The organism is Amycolatopsis sp. Poz14 (genome assembly GCF_006704225.1).
Taxonomy (GTDB): Bacteria; Actinomycetota; Actinomycetes; order Mycobacteriales; family Pseudonocardiaceae; genus Amycolatopsis; species Amycolatopsis nivea.
The window spans coordinates 2,698,546-2,714,000 of sequence record NZ_JACLHD010000001.1; the positions used below are offsets into that span (position 1 = coordinate 2,698,546).

Below are 15,455 nucleotides of genomic sequence, written 5' to 3' on the forward strand. Positions count from 1 at the left end.
CTGGTCGGACCGGTGCAACGAAAACACCGAGGACCCGAATACCACAGCAGTGCCGGAAGGAAAACGGATCACGGTGAAGCAGAATTCCGGGCGAAAGGGCCGCGGCTCCTCGATTCGCTCTCGCGTGCTCGCGATCGCGTTGATTCCTAGCGTGGCGTTGCTCGTCGTCGGTATCGCGCTCGCCGGATACCTGATTTTCGACGCGACGCAGGCGCGAAGTTACGCGCAGAAGATTCGCGGTTCGGAGGGCCCCGGCATTCCGTTCCTGCTCGCCGCGGAACAGGAGCGGCAGCTGTCGATGAGCGTGCTCGCCGGACAGGACGCCGCGCGCGCCGCGCTGCTGGCGACCCGGCCGAAGACGGACGCGTCCGCCGCGCAGATCACCTCGGTGCTGCAGGGCAACTTCGCGAGCGACTCGAACGTGCCCGCGAGCGTCAAGCAGAACATCGCCACGTTCGCCGCGCTGGAGGCGAAACTGCCGCAGCTGCGCCAGCGGGTCGACGCCGGCCAGGTGCCGCGGCTCGAGGTTTTTTCCTTCTACAACCAGATCATCGACCAGTTCACCCAGGGCGTCGCCGGTCTCGCGCAGGCCGCGCGCGGCGCGGACAACGCCTACGCCCGGCTGTCCGCGATCCCGATTTTCAACGCCGCCGAGGAAATGCAGCGCAGCGACGCACTTGCCTCGGCCGGCCTCGCCGCGGGCGGGCTGTCCGGCGACGAGCAGCGCGCGTACCTCGGCCAGATCGGCGCGTACCACGCGCAGCTCGAACAATCGGTGCCGCAGATGGTGCCCGAGGTGCGGGCGAACTACGACAAGCTCGTCTCCAGTCCCGCGTGGACGACCGTGACGCAGGTCGAGAACGCCTTGCTGTCCGGCGCGAAACAGCTTCCGGTGCCGCTGGAGCAGTGGCGGACCGACGCCAAGCAGGTCGCCACCACGCTGATGACGATGTTCGCCGCGCAGAGCGCGCACGCGACCAACGCGGCGATCACCGACGCGGACGACACGTTGCGGAACTCGATCATCGCGGGCGCGGCGGCGGTGCTGTTCGCGCTCGCCGTGGTGCTGGTCGCGCTCCGGCTGTCGAACCGCTTCATCTCCCGGCTCGCCCGGCTGCGCGAGGACACCCTCGACGCGGCCGAGGTGCGGCTGCCGGAACTCGTCGGCCGGATCCGGGCGGGGGAACCCGTGGACCTCGACGAGGGCGGGCACCTGCTCGACCACGGCACGGACGAGATCGGCGAGGTGGCCGAGGCGTTCAACCTCGCGCAGCAGTCCGCGCTCGCCGCCGCGGTCGAAGAGGCCAAGACCCGGCAGGGCACGAAGGCGGTGTTCCTCAACATCGCGCACCGCAGCCAGGTGATCGTGCACCGGCAGCTGAAAGTGCTCGACGCCGCCGAGCGCAAGCAGGAGGACCCGGACCAGCTCGACACGCTGTTCCGCCTCGACCACCTCTCCACCCGCGCGCGGCGCAACGCGGAGAACCTGATCATCCTCGGCGGCGGCCAGCCCGGACGGCAGTGGCGCAATCCGGTGTCGCTGGTCGAACTCGTCCGCGGCGCGGCGGCGGAAACCGAGCACTTCGCGCGGGTGAAGACGGCGAAGCTGCCGGAGGTCGCGGTGCGCGGCCCGGTCGTCGGCGACCTCGTGCACCTGCTCGCCGAGCTGATCGACAACGCGACGTCGTTCTCGCCGCCGGAATCGCGCGTCGAACTGCGCGGCAACGTGGTCGGCAAGGGCGTCGTGATCGAGGTCGAGGACCAGGGCCTCGGCATCGAGCCGGAGCAGGCCGACGAGTTCAACGCGATGCTCGCCGACCCGCCGGACTTCGGGATCATGGCGCTGTCCGACGAACCGCGGCTGGGCCTGTTCGTGGTCGCGCGGCTGGCGTCGCGGCACGGGATCTCGGTGCACCTGCGCGAGTCCGCGTACGGCGGGACCCGGGCGATCGTGTTGGTGCGCAAGGACTTGCTCGCTCCGCTCAGCGAGACCGAGCCCTCGGACGCCGACGCGGAACCGGAATCGGACGGGACGCCGGAGATGTCCCGACTCGCGGTGGAGCCGTCGCGGCCCGCGCCGGAACCGCAGCGGGCTGAGCCGCAGCGTCCGGAACTGCCGCAACGGAAGCGTCCGGAACCGCAGCGGGCGGACCTGCCGCAGCCGTCGCGGATCGCACCGGAACCGCGGGTCGCGCCGGAGCAGCAGCGGCCGGAGTCGCCGACCCGCCGCGCGATGCGTCCGGTGGCCGAGGCGCCGCCGGCCCGTCCGCCGCACAACCGCGAGCAGCGCCCGCCCGCGGACGCCGGCCGCGCGCCGCGTCCCGCGGTCGAAAACGGCCGGGCCGCGCCGCCGCGTCCGCCCGGACGGCCCCCGCTGCCGCAGCGGCGCCGGCAGCAGAACCTCGTCCCGCAACTGCGCGGCGACCGGCCGGCACCGGAATCCGACGAGGTCCGCGAGGATTCGCCGGAGCAGGCCCGCTCCCGGCTCAGCGCGTTCCAGCAGGGCACCCGGCGGGCCCGCGAGGCCGATCCCGGGCACGACAACAGGTACGGAGATCGCGACTGATGGCGAACAACGGCGTCAACGAGCTCGACTGGCTGCTCGACGACCTCGTGCAGCGGGTCGCCGGCGCGGACCGCGCGGTGGTGCTGTCCGCGGACGGGTTGCTGATCGGCCGGTCGGGCAATCTGTCCGAGGCGGACGCGGAGCACCTGTCCGCGGTCGCGTCGGCGTTCCAGAGCCTCGCCCGCGGCACCGGACGGCACTTCGGCGGCGGCAACGTGCGGCAGACGATGGTCGAGATGGACCACGCGTTCCTGTTCGTCACCGCGGCAGGCCGGGGCGCGTGCCTCGCGCTGCTGGCCGGGGTCGACGCGGACATGGGGCTCGTCGCCTACGAGATGAACCTGATGGTCAAGCGGGTCGGTGCGGTGCTCACCGCGGCGCCGCGGGCCGGAGCGGTCCAGCGGACCTCGCCATGACGGCGCAGGGCCGCGAATCCTGGTACGAGGACGAGGCCGGTCCGCTGGTGCGGTCCTATGCGGTCACCGGCGGGCGGACCCGGTCCGACACGCGCGGGCTCGACCTCATCACGCTCGTCGTCGCGTTGCGCGCCGCGAGCGAGACGCCCGGGCTCGAACCGGAGTACTCGCGCATTCTTTCCCTGTGCCAGCGCCCGGTTTCGGTCGCCGAGGTGGCCGCGCGGGTCGATCTCCCGCTGCCGGTGGTGAAGGTGCTGCTGAGCGATTTGATAGAACGCAACCTCGTGCTGTTCCGCACCGCGACGCCGGTGACCGACGCCCCCAGCCCCCACGTACTCCAGGCGGTTCTCGATGGCATCCGGAAACTCTGAGCCCCGCCGGTCGCTCACCGCGCAAGCGGTGAAGGTGCTCGTCGCGGGCGGGTTCGGGGTCGGCAAGACGACCCTGGTCGGCTCGGTCAGCGAGGTGCCGCCGCTGCGCACCGAAGAGGTGATCACCGCCGCGTCCGAGGGCGTGGACGACCTGTCCGGCGTCGAGGGCAAGACCACCACGACGGTCGCGCTCGACTTCGGCCGGATCACCATCAACCCCGAGCTGATCCTGTACCTCTTCGGCACGCCGGGGCAGGACCGGTTCTGGTTCATGTGGGACGAACTGGCCGAGGGCGCGCTCGGCGCGGTGGTGCTGGCGGACACGCGGCGGCTCGAATCTTGTTTCCCCGCCGTGGATTTCTTCGAGCAGCGCGGGCTGCCGTTCGTGGTCGGGGTGAACTGCTTCGACGACGCTTACCGGTACGGGACCGAGGAAGTCCGCGGGGCGCTGGATCTGGATCCGCAGGTGCCGTTGCTGCTGTGCGACGCGCGGGAGCGGGATTCCACCAAGCAGGTGCTGACGGTGCTGATGGAGCACGCGCTCGGACGGGCGATGCTCGTGAGCGGCAACCCCGGGTAGGTTCCCGGGATTGCCGCTCACGGCACGGTTTTTCAGCGGCGGCGCAGCTGGTCCAGAGAGGCCGCGCCCGGGCCGACCACCGCGATGACGAGGAAGATCCAGGCGAAGAGCGCGGCGGGCTCGCCCATGTTGTGCAGGGGGAGCAGGCCTTCCGGGGCGTGCACGGTGAAGTAGGCGTAGGCCATGACGCCGGAGAGCACGGTCGCGGAGAGGCGGGTGAAGAGCCCGGCGAAGACGAAGACCGCGCCGACGACCTCGATCAGGCTGGCCCAGTAACCGGGCCACTGGCCGAAGGGGACCGCGCCGCCCGCGTTGTCGATGCCGCCGAAGAGACCGAAGCCCATCAGGCCATGGCAGAGGAAGAGGAACGACACCACGGCGCGGAAGAGGGCCAGTACGGTCGGGCGGACTCGGTCTGCCAGGGACTTCGTGGCCTCGGTCGTGGTGGCGGCTGCGGTCTTGGGTGCGGTGGTGGTGGTCATCTTGGGTCCCTCCCGGGTGGCTGTTGGCTGCCTTCTGCCTATGCGTCGAACGTCGCCGGCCGGGATCGACACATCGCCGGGAAGTTTTTTCGAGGCGGTGTTTGGGCTGGTCAGGGGGGCTGGCAGGGTGGGGGGATGGTGGTCAAGCGGAGTGCTGGGGTGTTGGTTTATCGGCGGGGCGCGGACGGGGTCGAGGTGTTGCTCGCGCATATGGGCGGGCCGTTCTGGGCCAAGAAGGATCTGGCTGCTTGGTCGTTGCCCAAGGGGGAGATCGAGGAGGGGGAGGAACCTGAGGCGGCGGCTCGGCGGGAGTTCGCTGAGGAGCTGGGGGTGGCGGTTCCGGACGGGGAATGGGTTTCGTTGGGGGAGGTTCGGCAGTCCGGGAAGGTGGTGACTGCTTGGGCGGTGGAGGGGGAGCTTGATCCTGGTGTCGTGGTGCCGGGGGTTTTTGAGATGGAGTGGCCGCCTCGGTCTGGGGTGATGCGGGAGTTTCCTGAGGTGGATCGGGTGGAGTGGTTTTCTCTTGAGGTGGCTCGGGAGAAGTTGGTTAAAGGGCAGCGGGGGTTTTTGGATCGGCTTGTTGTGCCGGAGTGATCGGCTCGTCGCCTGGCGGCGACATCGGCCTCTTGGTTGCGTGGGGCACCCCGAAGCTTGATTGTGTGAGGTTTCCCCCGGCGGTCGGACACCGGGTTTCATGCCGCGTGGGCGTGGTGGTGACGATAGTTCAGGCGGGTTTCGTGTGGTGTGCGGTAGCCGAGGGTGGAGTGCAGCCGGTCGTGGTTGTAGTAGGCGAGGTAGGCGAAGACGGCTTCGCGTGCGTGGTGGCGGGTGGTCCAGGAGCGGGTGCCGATTTCGGTTTTGAGGGTGGCGAAGAAGGACTCGGCGGCGGCGTTGTCGTAGCAGGACCCGGTCCGGCCCATCGACGGGCGGATGCCGTGTGCGGCGAGGGTGGCGCGGAATTCCGCTGAGGCGTATTGGGTGCCGCGGTCGGAGTGGAACACCGCGCCCGCGTTGACCAGGCCGCGGTCCGCGGCGAGGGTGATCGCGTCGCAGACCAGGCCGGCGCGCATGTGCGGGGCGAGGGCGTGGCCGACGATTTCGCGGGTGTGCAGGTCGAGCACGGTCGCGAGATAAAGCCAGCCTTCCTGCGTGGGCAGGTAGGTGATGTCCCCGACCAGCCGCTGTCCCGGCGCGTCGGCGGTGAAGTCGCGGCCGATCAGATCCGGCGCGGCCGCGGCGGTGTCGGGGCGGGTCAGCGACTGCCGCCGGCGACGGGTGAATCCGGCGATCCCGCGTTCGCGCATCACCCGCTCGACGCGCTTGTGGTTGACCGCTTCGCCGCGGCGGCGCAGTTCCGCGGTGATTCTCGGACTGCCGTAAGCACCCTGGTGAGCAGCGTGGATCTCGATGATCTCCCCGGCCAGCCGGTCCTCGCCGGCGGCCCGCTGTTCGCGGGCCGGGCCGGCGGCGAGCCACTCGTAGAAACCGGGACGGCGCACATCGAGGACACGGCACAGCCGGGCGACGCCGTAGGCGCCGCGGTGTTCGGAGATGAACCGGTAGCTGCGGGTCAACGATCCATCTCCTGCGCGAAATAGGCGGCCGCTTTCCGCAGGATCTCCTTCTCTTTCTCCAGCTCCGCCACCCGCTTGCGCAGCTGCCGCAGTTCCCGCTCCGCGGCGTCGCCGCCGGTCGCGGCCGCCTGGTCGGCGCGGTCGGCGGCCCGCACCCACGTCCGCAGGGTCTCGTGATTCACCCCCAGCTCACGAGCCACCTGCGCCAACGGACGAGACGCCGACCGCGCCAACGCGACCGCGTCCCGCCGGAACTCCTCCGGATACCTCGACGAACCAGACACAACAACATCCTTCCCCAGGCCAAAGCCAAGGATCAGAGTGTCCGGCACACCGGGGGAACCTCAGTGCTGACGGTTCGGGGGTGCTTGTCAAGGCGGGAAAGATGCCTTGACAAGCACCCCCGAACCGCAGATGAGCTTCGTATCGGGGTGCGGGGGAGGGCTGGGTGCCTCGCTCGTTGGGTGCACCGGCTGCGGCTGGGTGCCTTGGTCGGTGGGTGCACCGGTGCGGGTTGGTTGGGGGTGGGGCTTGCGCCCCAATGTGGCATTGGGTGCATCTGACGCACCCAATGTGGCGTTCGGTGCGTGCGACGCACCCAATGCCACATTGGGGTCCTTCCCTGCCCGGTGGCTGGTCGTGAGGGGAACCCTCAGGGAATCAGCGTCTGTGAGGGTGGCCCTCACGAACCGAACTGTTGCAGCAATGTGCTGAGCGGCGTGGTGGTGAAGGACGGGAGGACTTGGTCTGCTTTGGCGAAGTCCAGGGTTGCGGTGATGGGGTTTGGTACTGCGATGGTGGTGATTCCGGCTGCTTTCGCTGCGCTCACGCCATGCGGGGAGTCTTCGAAGGCCAGGGCTTCTTCTGCGGTTACGCCTAGGGTTCGCAGGGCTGCCAGGTAGGTGTCTGGGTCTGGCTTTGGTTTGTGGCGGTCGCCGGTTTCTACTGCGGTGAAGCGGGCGGCCAGGCCTAGGCGTTCCAGTTGCCCGTGTACCCAGGTGCTGGATGAGCTTGAGGCGACGCCTAAAGCCAAGCCGCGGCGGGCAGCTTCGTCTAGGTAGTCGAGTACGCCTTCTCGTGGGCCGTCTTCGGCTAGGAGTTCGTGTACTCGGGCGCGCATGGATGGGCGCAGGGTTTCCGGGTCCACGTTTTCTACTTGTTCGGCTAGCAGCTTGAACATCGTCGCGGCGGTGTTCTGGGTGCCGATGACTGTGTGCCAGACGTCCAGGGGCAGTTCGACTCCGTGTCCGGCGAACATTTCCTGCCAGGACCGCAGTACCGCTGCTTCGGTGTCGGCGAGGGTGCCGTCGAAGTCGAAGATCAATGCTCGCGTGGCCACGTCTCGCAGCTTGCCTCACGAGAGCCGGTGGCGGGTTAGTTCGTGGCGAAAAACTCCGCCAGTACCGGTGCCAGCGCGGCGGTTTTCACCAGGTGCGTCTGGCCGGGCAGGGTGCGGTAGGTGGCGTGGGGCAACTGGGCAGCCGCTGCTGCGACGCCGTTGCGCATCCACTCGGGGCTCTTGCCGCCGTCGAGGATCAGGGTGGGGGCGGTGATTCCGGACCAGCGTTCGGCGGGGAGCGGGCGGCCGGACTGGTTGTCGTCCATGACCTGGGCGTCGTAGGCGAGGGTGTGGGCCACGCGCTTCATCCGCGGCCAGGCGGGCATCAGGCGCATCATCGTGACCATCAGGGCGGGCAGTCCGACGCCTTCGACCATGAACGTCTTGATCGCGTCGCCTCGTTTTCCGGCGGCGACGGCTGCTTCGAGCTTCGCCTGGTAGTCGGCCGGGACGCGCTTGCGGGTGCTGTCGACGACGAACGGCGGTTCGTACACCGCGACCTTCTTGACCGGCACGCCGCGATGGGCGGCTTCCAGTACGAGAGCGGCGCCGGACGAGATGCCGTACAGGCTGATCTCTCCGCCTGCTTCCTTGGCCAGTGCGGAGATGTCTTCGATCTCGCGCTCGACGTCGTACGGAGCGGTGTCGCCGCTTTCGCCTCTGCCTCGGCGGTCGAACGTGTAGACGGTGAAGCGGTCCGCGAGGGCTTTGGCGAGATCGTCGTTGGGCGTCGAGGTGCGGTAGCAGAGCGCGCCGTCGACGAGGACGAGTGCGGGGCCGGAGCCGGTGCGGGAGTAGGCGATCTGGGTGCCGTCGGCGGACGTGACGGTGGGCATGGGGTTCCTCCTCGGGGTGGTGCTGGTGAGGAGAACTTTCGCATCCGATGGTTTGAGTTGTCAAGACAAAAAAATTAGTCGGTGGGATCTGCTGGGGTGCAAGGGGGCTGGCGGGTTTAGGCGCTGCGGAGGGTCAGCAGGGCGATTTCGTTCGGGGCGAAGACCCGGAACGGCGGGCCCCAGAAGCCGGAGCCGCGGCTGTTGTACAGCTGGGTCGGGCCGTGCCGGGTGAGGCCGGACAGTGTCGGCTGGTCGAGGCGGACGAGGAGGTGGAACGGCCAGATCTGGCCGCCGTGGGTGTGGCCGGAGATCTGCAGGTCGACGTTTTCCTCGCGGGCCTGGGCGACCTGTTTCGGCTGGTGGGCGAGCAGGACGACGGGGACGTCGTGGTCGGCGCCGTCGAGGGCGGCGGCCAGGTCGGGGCCGTGCCCGGGCAGGCCGGAGGCGGCTCCGGTGGGGTCGTCGATGCCGGCGAAGAGGAGGCGGGCGCCGTCGCGTTCGATGAGGGTCGAGCTGTTGTGCAGGGTGTCCCAGCCGAGGCTCGCCATGTGGTCCAGCCAGGCCTGTGCCTCGCCGAAGTACTCGTGGTTGCCGGTGATGTAGAACCGGCCGAGCGGGGCTTGCACGCCGCCGAGCGGGTCGACCTGCTTGCGCCGTTTGGCGACCGATCCGTCGGCGAGGTCCCCGGCGTGGCAGACGACGTCGGGCTGCAGCCGGTTCAGTTCCGCGACCAGGCGCTCGGACCAGCGGGTGCGGTCGAGCGGGCCGTAGTGGGTGTCGGTGATGACCGCTACGCGCAGCCCGTCGAGCCCGGGACCGAGCTTCGGCAGCACGACGTCGACCGCCTTCACCGGCGGCACCCGCATGGCGATCCGGTTCCCGCTGACGAGCAGCACCGCCGCGACGGCCAGCGTGACCGCGGCTACGATCCGTGGCCGCGCGGGATCGTCTACTCCGGACACCAGCAGGACCAGCCGCAGCAAGTGCGTGAGGACGCTCCAGGTGAACAACACCCACACCGCGCCGAGCGTGACGTCCCCGACCCGCGCGGCGGCGTCGCTCTGCTTCGGACCGTGCCCGAGCACCATGAGCACCGGAAAACTCACCGCGGCGACGGCGAAAACGACCGTGCCCACGACGGTGCCGGCGACCGGCCACTCCGGCAACAACACGAGCACCGACCACGGCTCGCCGAACAACAAGAGCACCGCGGCGACCACGAAGGCAACCCGACGAACTCCGACCACGGTTTTCTTCCCTTCGCCCGCGTGCTACCCAGCGTAGCCGCATTCGGAGGGTGGGGGCCGGGGTGTGAAGGGGAGTGGGTGGCGGGGCTGGACGGAGGGGCCGGGAATGTGCGGTGTGGTGGCGCGGACGGCGCGTCTGGGGTGGGTGGGGTTCCCGGGCGCGCGGGTCTCGTGCCGCTGCGGTGCGACGGGAACCGGGCTGCGGGCCCTTCGTCCGGTCACGGTGGAGTTGCCGCGAGCAGTCGGAATTGTGCTGCTGCGGTGCGACGGGCGGAGGGGAACGAGCTGCGCATCAGGTGGCGCGGGATTTCAGGTGCGGCCGGATCATGCCGCCGCGGGCTCGGCGAGACGGACACAGCCTCCGGGCCCACAGCCCGCATTCACCCCGCGTGGCTCAGGACTCTCCCCGTCCCGCGCGCCAGTTCGCCACCGTTTCCTCCACGTCCAGTGGGCGGGCTCGCAGCACCGGGCCGTCCTGGGGCATCGCGTGTGCCTTGCGGATGCGGGCGTTCAGGTCTTCGACGATCTGCCGCACCTTGGCTTCGGAGTGGACTTTCGCTAGTTTCCCCGGCAGGTCTTGGATTTCGCGCGGCAAGGCGAGCGACGGCGGCAGGAACGCGGCTACGTCGAGGTCGCCTTCGCGGGCGCGGCGGATCGCCCAGTCGGTGGCGGCGTCGCGGCCGCTCGGGGGCGGCAGCGGTTTTCCTGTTCCGGGAAGGTCTTCGAAGTCGCCGCGGGCTTCGGCGGCGGCGATTTGCCGGTCGACCCACGAACCGTACGACACGCCCGGTGGTTTGCGTTCCGTCACTGGAACCACCTCCCTCGCTCCCCAGCGTAGCGGCCATGGCGGCGTCGCGGAGGGGACGAAGGTCCTGAAACGGCAGGTAAGATCCCACGCTGACGGTACGAGGCCGGGAGGGGACACGATGATCGTCGAGCACGAGGGCGACGGTCCCGAGGCCGCGCGCGAGGAGGTCGCGCGCACGCTCGCGCTGCTGTGGCGCGATTGTGCGGGCGCTCCGGAACCCTCGGCTCGCGGCAGGCGGCCGACGCTCACCATCGAACGGATCATCGTGGCGGCCATCGCGGTCGCCGACGCCGAGGGGCTCGTCGCGACGTCCATGCATCGCGTCGCGAAAGAGCTCGGGGCGGGCACGATGACGCTCTATACCTACGTTCCCGGCAAAACCGAGCTGATCGATCTCATGGTCGACACTGTTCTCCTGGAACGGAATCTCCCCGGACCTGGCGAACCGCGGCCGGAGGATTGGCGTGCGCAGGTGCGCGTTTACGCCGACCGCACGCGCGACATTTACCGTCGGCATCCGTGGCTGCGCGAGCGTTCGCGCGTGCGGCCCGCGCTTGGCCCGGGGCAGCTGGCCGGTCAGGAATACCTGCTGTCCATTATGGAGAGTCTGGGGCTGCCTGCCCGGGAAATCGTCGCGGCGGCCAATTCTGTCGCGGGCTATGTGGACGCGAACGCGGCGGCCGAGGCGGAGAGTGTCCACTTGGAACGGACCACCGGACAGTCCAACGAGGCGTGGTGGGGACAGCGTTCTTCGTTCTGGCACACGTATTTCGACGTCGAATCCCACCCGGCGATGAACCGGACGTGGCTTGCCGGTGGGTTCGAGAAGCCGTCGGCGGAGCAGGCGTCGGACGCGTCGGAGTTCGGATTGGACCGGCTTCTGGACGGGATCGCGGCCCGGATCGGCGGATAGGCTCAACCGCGAGCGTCGAAGCGGATGCCGGTTGCCTCCTCGGAAAGTGTCCACAATCGACGGCCTCGCGCTGGATCCCGGGACGCGCCCATCGCCGTGCCCAGCCGGGGGCGGCCCACTCCGCCGAAAGCCGGACCGTAGTAGGCGCCGCCGGTCGCGGTGGGGTCGACGGCGGCCCGGACCGCTGGCCAGGCGCCGTGGTCCTTTCCGTGCGTATAGGGCGCGAGCAGGCGCATCACCGGCACTGGCTGGGTGATTCCCGGACGCGCGGGGCTGGCCCGCTCCAGGCTGAACCCGGGGTGCGCGAGGATCGCCCGCACCGGTGAAGAGGCCGCACGCAGGCGTCGGTCGAGTTCCATCGCGAATGACTGCACGGCGTGCTTCGACAACGCATACGCGCGGAAGTCCGAATACTTGCGCGAACTCTGCAGATCATCGATGTCGTACGGATACATCCGGGTGATCAGGCTGCCCGCCAGCACCACGCGCGCGGACGACGCGGTCAGCACCGGCATCGCCAGCGCGGTGAGGGCGAAGTGGCCGAAATGGTTGGTGCCGACCGCCAGTTCCAAGCCCTGTTTCGTGGTCCGGCGCACCGGTCCGGGGGCAGTGATGCCGGCGTTCTCGATCAGCGCGTCCAAGCGGTCCAGCCGGCCGAGCGCTTCGACGGCGGACGGGACGGAGTCGAGATCCGCGAGGTCCAGCGGGATCGTGCTCAGCGAAGCCGAACCGACCCGGGTGCGCACCATCTCGACCGCCGCGCGCAGCCGCGACGGGTCTCGGCCCAGGAGGGCGACGTGGGCTCCGGCGGCGGCCAGTTGCTCGGTGATGAAGTAGCCGATCCCGGCGTTGCCGCCGGTCACCGCATAGCACCGACCGGCCAGGTCAGGCAGGTGCCGAGGATTCCACGCCACGATCGCTCCCCCGTAGTCCGGTTTGGTCCGGACTATACGAACGCCGCGGTCAGTGCGTCGGCGCGGCCTCCGTGGTGGTGCTGGAGGTCGTGGTGCTGGACGTCGCCGGGTTCGCCGGGGCCGAACTGGACGTTGTCGTGCTCGTCGTCGGCGTGGTGCTGGTGGGGCTCGTCGACGAGGTAGGCGTAGAAGACGTGGTGGGCGCCGAGCTGGTCGGCTTCGCCGGGGACGAGCTGCTGCTCGGCGCGGTGCTGCTGCCGGGAAGCTGCGTCGGGGTGCCGGGCTGCTGGCTCGGCGGGGCCGGGGTGACCGGCGGCGGCGCGGGCGGGGCGACGTCGCCCGCCGGGCTGCCCGCGGCGGCTTCGACCGCTCCGGGGCCGGGCGGGGCTCCGATCGGGACCTGGCTGTCCGGCAGCTTCGAGACGCCGTTGCGGTAGCCGTACGCGTACGCCATCACAGTGTCCACATAGGACTGCGAGTTGTTGTACCGGCGCACCGCGAGGCGCTGGGCGGCGTCGCTGGAGAGGTCCAGACCTCCGGAGCACAGGTAGCGCGCGGTGGCGAGCGTTTCGTCGTAGATGTTGTTCGGGTCGGAAACGCCGTCGCCGTTGCCGTCGGAGGCGTAGGACGCCCAGGTCGACGGGATGAACTGGGTCGCGCCGACCGCGCGGTCCCACACCGGGTCGCCGTCGAAGCGGCCGTGGTCGGTGTCGCGGATCGCGGCGAATCCGCCGGAACCGTCGAGTACCGGGCCGAGAATCCGCTCGAGGGTGTTGCCGCGCGCGTCGACGTAGCCGCCGCGGGCGTGGTTCGACTCGACCCGTCCGATGGCCGCGATCAGCGCCCAGTCGACGTGGCAGCCGGGTTGTTCGCGGGCCATGATGTCGGCCGCGTTGCGGTAGGCGCGCAGCATGCTGTCCGGGATGCCCAGCGGGCCGGCGGTGGTCGCCGAGCCGGGGCCGTTCGGGTAGCCCGGCACGCCGAGCGCCTGCGGGACCGGCGGCTGCGGGAGGCTGCCGTCGACCCCGATCGGCGGGAGCGTGATGCCCGGCGGCAGTCCGGGAACGCTGGGCGCGGCCTGGGCGGCCGACGGCGGCTCAGCGGCGCGCAACGCCACCGGGATGCCGGACGACGTCACCGTCGGCAGCACCACGAGCGCGCCTCCGGCGAGGGCGGCGAAAGCCCGGCTGCGGGCGTTCCGTCCCTGCGGGCGGCGTCTGGCCATGCTCGTCTCCCCGTTCGTTCTGCCGTCTGCGGCCAAGCTAGCGGATCTGTCCGCGATCCGGTGAGGGCTCGGCGGAATTCTGTCCGTTCCGGCCAACTTTCGTTCGTCTGGCATAAAACCTTTGGCGGGTTCCGGTCATCGGGGCTTAACCGGAACTTCGCCGATTAGGCCGAATGGAGCAATCCCTTCGTATGGTCCACAGTGGACCCTGAGGCGAATTAGGCCGCCGGGCCGAATCGTTTGCGGTATTCGGACGGCGACAAGCCGGTGTGCCTGCGCAGTTGCAGCCGGAGATTCGCGCCGGTGCCGAGCCCGGTGCGGGCGGCGATGCGGTCCAGACCATGTTCGCCGCGTTCGATGAGCCTGCGGGCCAGCGTCACGCGCTCGGCGGTGAGCCAGGCGAGCGGCGTCGTGCCGAGTTCCGCGCGGAACCGGCGGTGCAGGGTGGCGGCGCTGGTCGACGCGCGGGCGGCGAGGTCGGTGACCGCGAGCGGCTGGTCGAGCCGCTGACGCGCCCATTCCAGCACCGGCGCGAGCGAGGCGTCGGGAATCTCCGGCATCGGGCGTTCCACGAACTGCTGCTGGCCGCCTTCGCGATGTCCGGTGAAAACGAGGCGGCGGCTGACCGCGTTGGCGATTTCCGCGCCGTGATCGCGTTGGATCACGTGCAGCGACAAGTCGAGCGCGGCCGCGCTTCCGGCGGCGGTAAAAACTGTGCCGTCCTCGACGAAGAGGACGTCCGGCTCCAGCCGGACCCGCGGGTAGCGCGCGGTGAACTCGTCGGCCCATTGCCAGTGCGTGGTGGCCCGGCGATCGTCGAGCACGCCTGCCTCGGCCAGGGTGAACGCGCCGGTGCAGAAGCTCATCAACCGCGCGCCGCGGGCGTCCGCACGCTGGATCGCGGCGAGGATTTCCGGGTCGGCGGGCGTGGCCGGATCCGGCCGGTTCGGGACGATCACCGTGTCCGCGCTGTCCACCGCGTCGAGGTCGGCGACGTCGGCGAGGGTGAAGAAGCCGAGGTGCATCCGGGCTTGGCCGCCGGGGGCCGCGAGCGCGAAGTCGTACCAGGGCCGGCGCAGTTCCGGCCGGCGCAGGCCGAACAGTTCCGTCGCGACGCCCATCTCGAACGGATTCGAGCCGTCGCCGACGATCATCACGACGCGGTGCGAGGATCCTTTCGGCATATGCGATTCCTAGCACTCCCGGCGACGCGAGACCAGGCCCAAGATCGGACTATGACTACTCAGCCCCTCGATCTGCAGGCCGTGCTGGCCGGATTCGACGCCCCGTGGAGCCCCCGGATCGTCGCCAACGTCAACGACTACGACATCCGCCTCGCCCGGTTCGCCGGCGAACACGTGTGGCACAAGCACGACAACACCGACGAGTTCTTCCTCGTTCTCGACGGCAGCATCGAGATCGGCCTGCGCGAAGCGGACGGCGAACGCACCGTGACGTTGACCCGCGAACAGGCGTTCGTGGTTCCGCGCGGCACCTTCCACAAGCCGTCGTCGAAGGAGGGCGCGGTGGTGCTGCTCGTGGAGCCGTCCGGGACGCTTTCGGTCGGCGACGAGCACGAAGAAGTGCCCGACATTGTCGACGTGACCGTCGGGCATCGCGTCTGACCTGCTGGGTTGCACTGTGGGACGGCGTATCCTCGCCGTCATGAAACGCACTTCCTTCGCGCAGTGGCCGTGCTCGATCGCCCGGACCATGGACCTGCTCGGGGACTGGTGGACGCCGCTGGTGCTGCGCGACGCCTTCTACGGCGTCCGCCGCTTCGACGAGTTCCAGCAGGCGCTCGGCATCGCGCGCAACACCCTCGCCGACCGGCTGCGCAGGCTGGTCGACGAGGGCTTGCTCGAAAAACGCGCCTACCAGGCCGAACCGGTGCGCTACGACTACGTGCTCACCGAGAAGGGCCGCGATTTCTGGAGCGTGCTGGCGGCGATGACGGCCTGGGGCGACCGGTGGCTGGCCACCGAAGCGGGCCCGCCGATCGTGCTGCACCACGACGCCTGCGGGCACGACACGACCGCGACCGTCGTCTGCGCGGACTGCGGCGAGCCGTTGTCCGCCGAGGACACCCGGATGCGGCGCGGGCCCGGCTTTCCGGAACGCCTCTCGCAGCGGCCGGACGTCCAGGCGAGGTTCGCGCCGCAGGAATAGCGGTCCGTGGCGTTG

The 15,455-nt window shown here is 69.9% G+C and carries 17 protein-coding genes; 8 read left to right on the plus strand and 9 right to left on the minus strand.

The genetic code is table 11. The features are described from left to right. Positions 1-73 precede the first annotated feature (73 nt). Genes FKO37_RS13355 through FKO37_RS13370 form a run of 4 tightly spaced genes read left to right on the plus strand, consistent with a single transcriptional unit; the run spans position 74 to position 3,933 of the window. Positions 74-2,566 (plus strand): nitrate- and nitrite sensing domain-containing protein, encoded by a 2,493-nt coding sequence (locus tag FKO37_RS13355; protein ID WP_107051086.1) that lies wholly within the window; start codon positions 74-76, stop codon positions 2,564-2,566. Continuing rightward, positions 2,566-2,982: a roadblock/LC7 domain-containing protein gene (locus tag FKO37_RS13360; protein WP_009082431.1), complete on the plus strand. Its 417-nt coding sequence runs from the start codon at positions 2,566-2,568 to the stop codon at positions 2,980-2,982. Before FKO37_RS13355 ends, FKO37_RS13360 begins: the two co-directional genes overlap by 1 nt. Next, positions 2,979-3,353 carry a DUF742 domain-containing protein gene (locus tag FKO37_RS13365; RefSeq protein WP_037815208.1) on the plus strand — a complete coding sequence of 125 codons (375 nt, stop codon included), beginning with the start codon at positions 2,979-2,981 and terminating at the stop codon, positions 3,351-3,353. Before FKO37_RS13360 ends, FKO37_RS13365 begins: the two co-directional genes overlap by 4 nt. After that, the gene (locus FKO37_RS13370; protein ID WP_009082429.1) at positions 3,334-3,933 is read left to right on the plus strand and encodes an ATP/GTP-binding protein; all 600 of its coding nucleotides are present in this window, start codon (positions 3,334-3,336) and stop codon (positions 3,931-3,933) included. Before FKO37_RS13365 ends, FKO37_RS13370 begins: the two co-directional genes overlap by 20 nt. 32 nt (positions 3,934-3,965) lie before the next feature. On the opposite strand, the gene FKO37_RS13375 is transcribed toward FKO37_RS13370, so the two are convergent. Next, on the minus strand, positions 3,966-4,415 hold the full coding sequence (locus FKO37_RS13375) for a DoxX family protein (RefSeq protein ID WP_238604525.1): 450 nt from the start codon (positions 4,413-4,415) through the stop codon (positions 3,966-3,968). Between the two features lie 135 nt (positions 4,416-4,550). On the opposite strand from FKO37_RS13375, the gene FKO37_RS13380 reads away from it, so the two are divergent. Next, the gene (locus FKO37_RS13380) at positions 4,551-5,009 is read left to right on the plus strand and encodes an NUDIX domain-containing protein (RefSeq protein ID WP_134670077.1); all 459 of its coding nucleotides are present in this window, start codon (positions 4,551-4,553) and stop codon (positions 5,007-5,009) included. Between the two features lie 98 nt (positions 5,010-5,107). On the opposite strand, the gene FKO37_RS13385 is transcribed toward FKO37_RS13380, so the two are convergent. The 5 genes from FKO37_RS13385 to FKO37_RS13410 all read right to left on the minus strand — a co-directional run bounded on the left by FKO37_RS13385 (position 5,108) and on the right by FKO37_RS13410 (position 10,219). Beyond that, a protein-coding gene (locus FKO37_RS13385) for an IS3 family transposase (protein ID WP_374204288.1) occupies positions 5,108-6,273 on the minus strand; the annotation gives its coding sequence in 2 pieces (ribosomal slippage) (positions 5,108-6,004 and positions 6,007-6,273; 1,164 coding nt in all). Positions 6,274-6,671: 398 nt separating this feature from the next. After that, positions 6,672-7,328, minus strand: a complete 657-nt coding sequence (locus FKO37_RS13395; RefSeq protein ID WP_238604528.1) for an HAD family phosphatase — start codon at positions 7,326-7,328, stop codon at positions 6,672-6,674. 35 nt (positions 7,329-7,363) lie between these two features. Then, entirely contained in the window at positions 7,364-8,164 is an 801-nt protein-coding gene (locus tag FKO37_RS13400) for an alpha/beta fold hydrolase (RefSeq protein ID WP_134729895.1), read from the minus strand. A gap of 116 nt (positions 8,165-8,280) precedes the next feature. Beyond that, entirely contained in the window at positions 8,281-9,411 is a 1,131-nt protein-coding gene (locus tag FKO37_RS13405; protein ID WP_167754179.1) for a metallophosphoesterase, read from the minus strand. A 394-nt stretch (positions 9,412-9,805) separates the two neighbouring features. After that, positions 9,806-10,219 (minus strand): DUF1992 domain-containing protein, encoded by a 414-nt coding sequence (locus FKO37_RS13410; RefSeq protein WP_037815197.1) that lies wholly within the window; start codon positions 10,217-10,219, stop codon positions 9,806-9,808. Between the two features lie 118 nt (positions 10,220-10,337). Between FKO37_RS13410 and FKO37_RS13415 the strand changes: the two genes are divergently transcribed. Further along, positions 10,338-11,132, plus strand: coding sequence for a TetR/AcrR family transcriptional regulator (locus tag FKO37_RS13415; protein ID WP_037815194.1), 795 nt, complete (start codon positions 10,338-10,340; stop codon positions 11,130-11,132). A gap of 2 nt (positions 11,133-11,134) precedes the next feature. On the opposite strand, the gene FKO37_RS13420 is transcribed toward FKO37_RS13415, so the two are convergent. The 3 genes from FKO37_RS13420 to FKO37_RS13430 all read right to left on the minus strand — a co-directional run bounded on the left by FKO37_RS13420 (position 11,135) and on the right by FKO37_RS13430 (position 14,455). Next, positions 11,135-12,046 (minus strand): SDR family NAD(P)-dependent oxidoreductase, encoded by a 912-nt coding sequence (locus tag FKO37_RS13420; protein ID WP_238604529.1) that lies wholly within the window; start codon positions 12,044-12,046, stop codon positions 11,135-11,137. A 49-nt stretch (positions 12,047-12,095) separates the two neighbouring features. Beyond that, positions 12,096-13,271: a lytic transglycosylase domain-containing protein gene (locus FKO37_RS13425; protein WP_037815188.1), complete on the minus strand. Its 1,176-nt coding sequence runs from the start codon at positions 13,269-13,271 to the stop codon at positions 12,096-12,098. A gap of 218 nt (positions 13,272-13,489) precedes the next feature. Continuing rightward, positions 13,490-14,455: a helix-turn-helix domain-containing protein gene (locus tag FKO37_RS13430; protein ID WP_238604530.1), complete on the minus strand. Its 966-nt coding sequence runs from the start codon at positions 14,453-14,455 to the stop codon at positions 13,490-13,492. Between the two features lie 51 nt (positions 14,456-14,506). Here FKO37_RS13430 and FKO37_RS13435 point away from each other — a divergent pair, with 51 nt between their 5' ends. Beyond that, entirely contained in the window at positions 14,507-14,896 is a 390-nt protein-coding gene (locus FKO37_RS13435; protein ID WP_037815184.1) for a cupin domain-containing protein, read from the plus strand. A gap of 40 nt (positions 14,897-14,936) precedes the next feature. After that, positions 14,937-15,440 (plus strand): helix-turn-helix domain-containing protein, encoded by a 504-nt coding sequence (locus FKO37_RS13440; RefSeq protein WP_037815182.1) that lies wholly within the window; start codon positions 14,937-14,939, stop codon positions 15,438-15,440. The last annotated feature ends 15 nt before the right edge of the window (positions 15,441-15,455 follow it).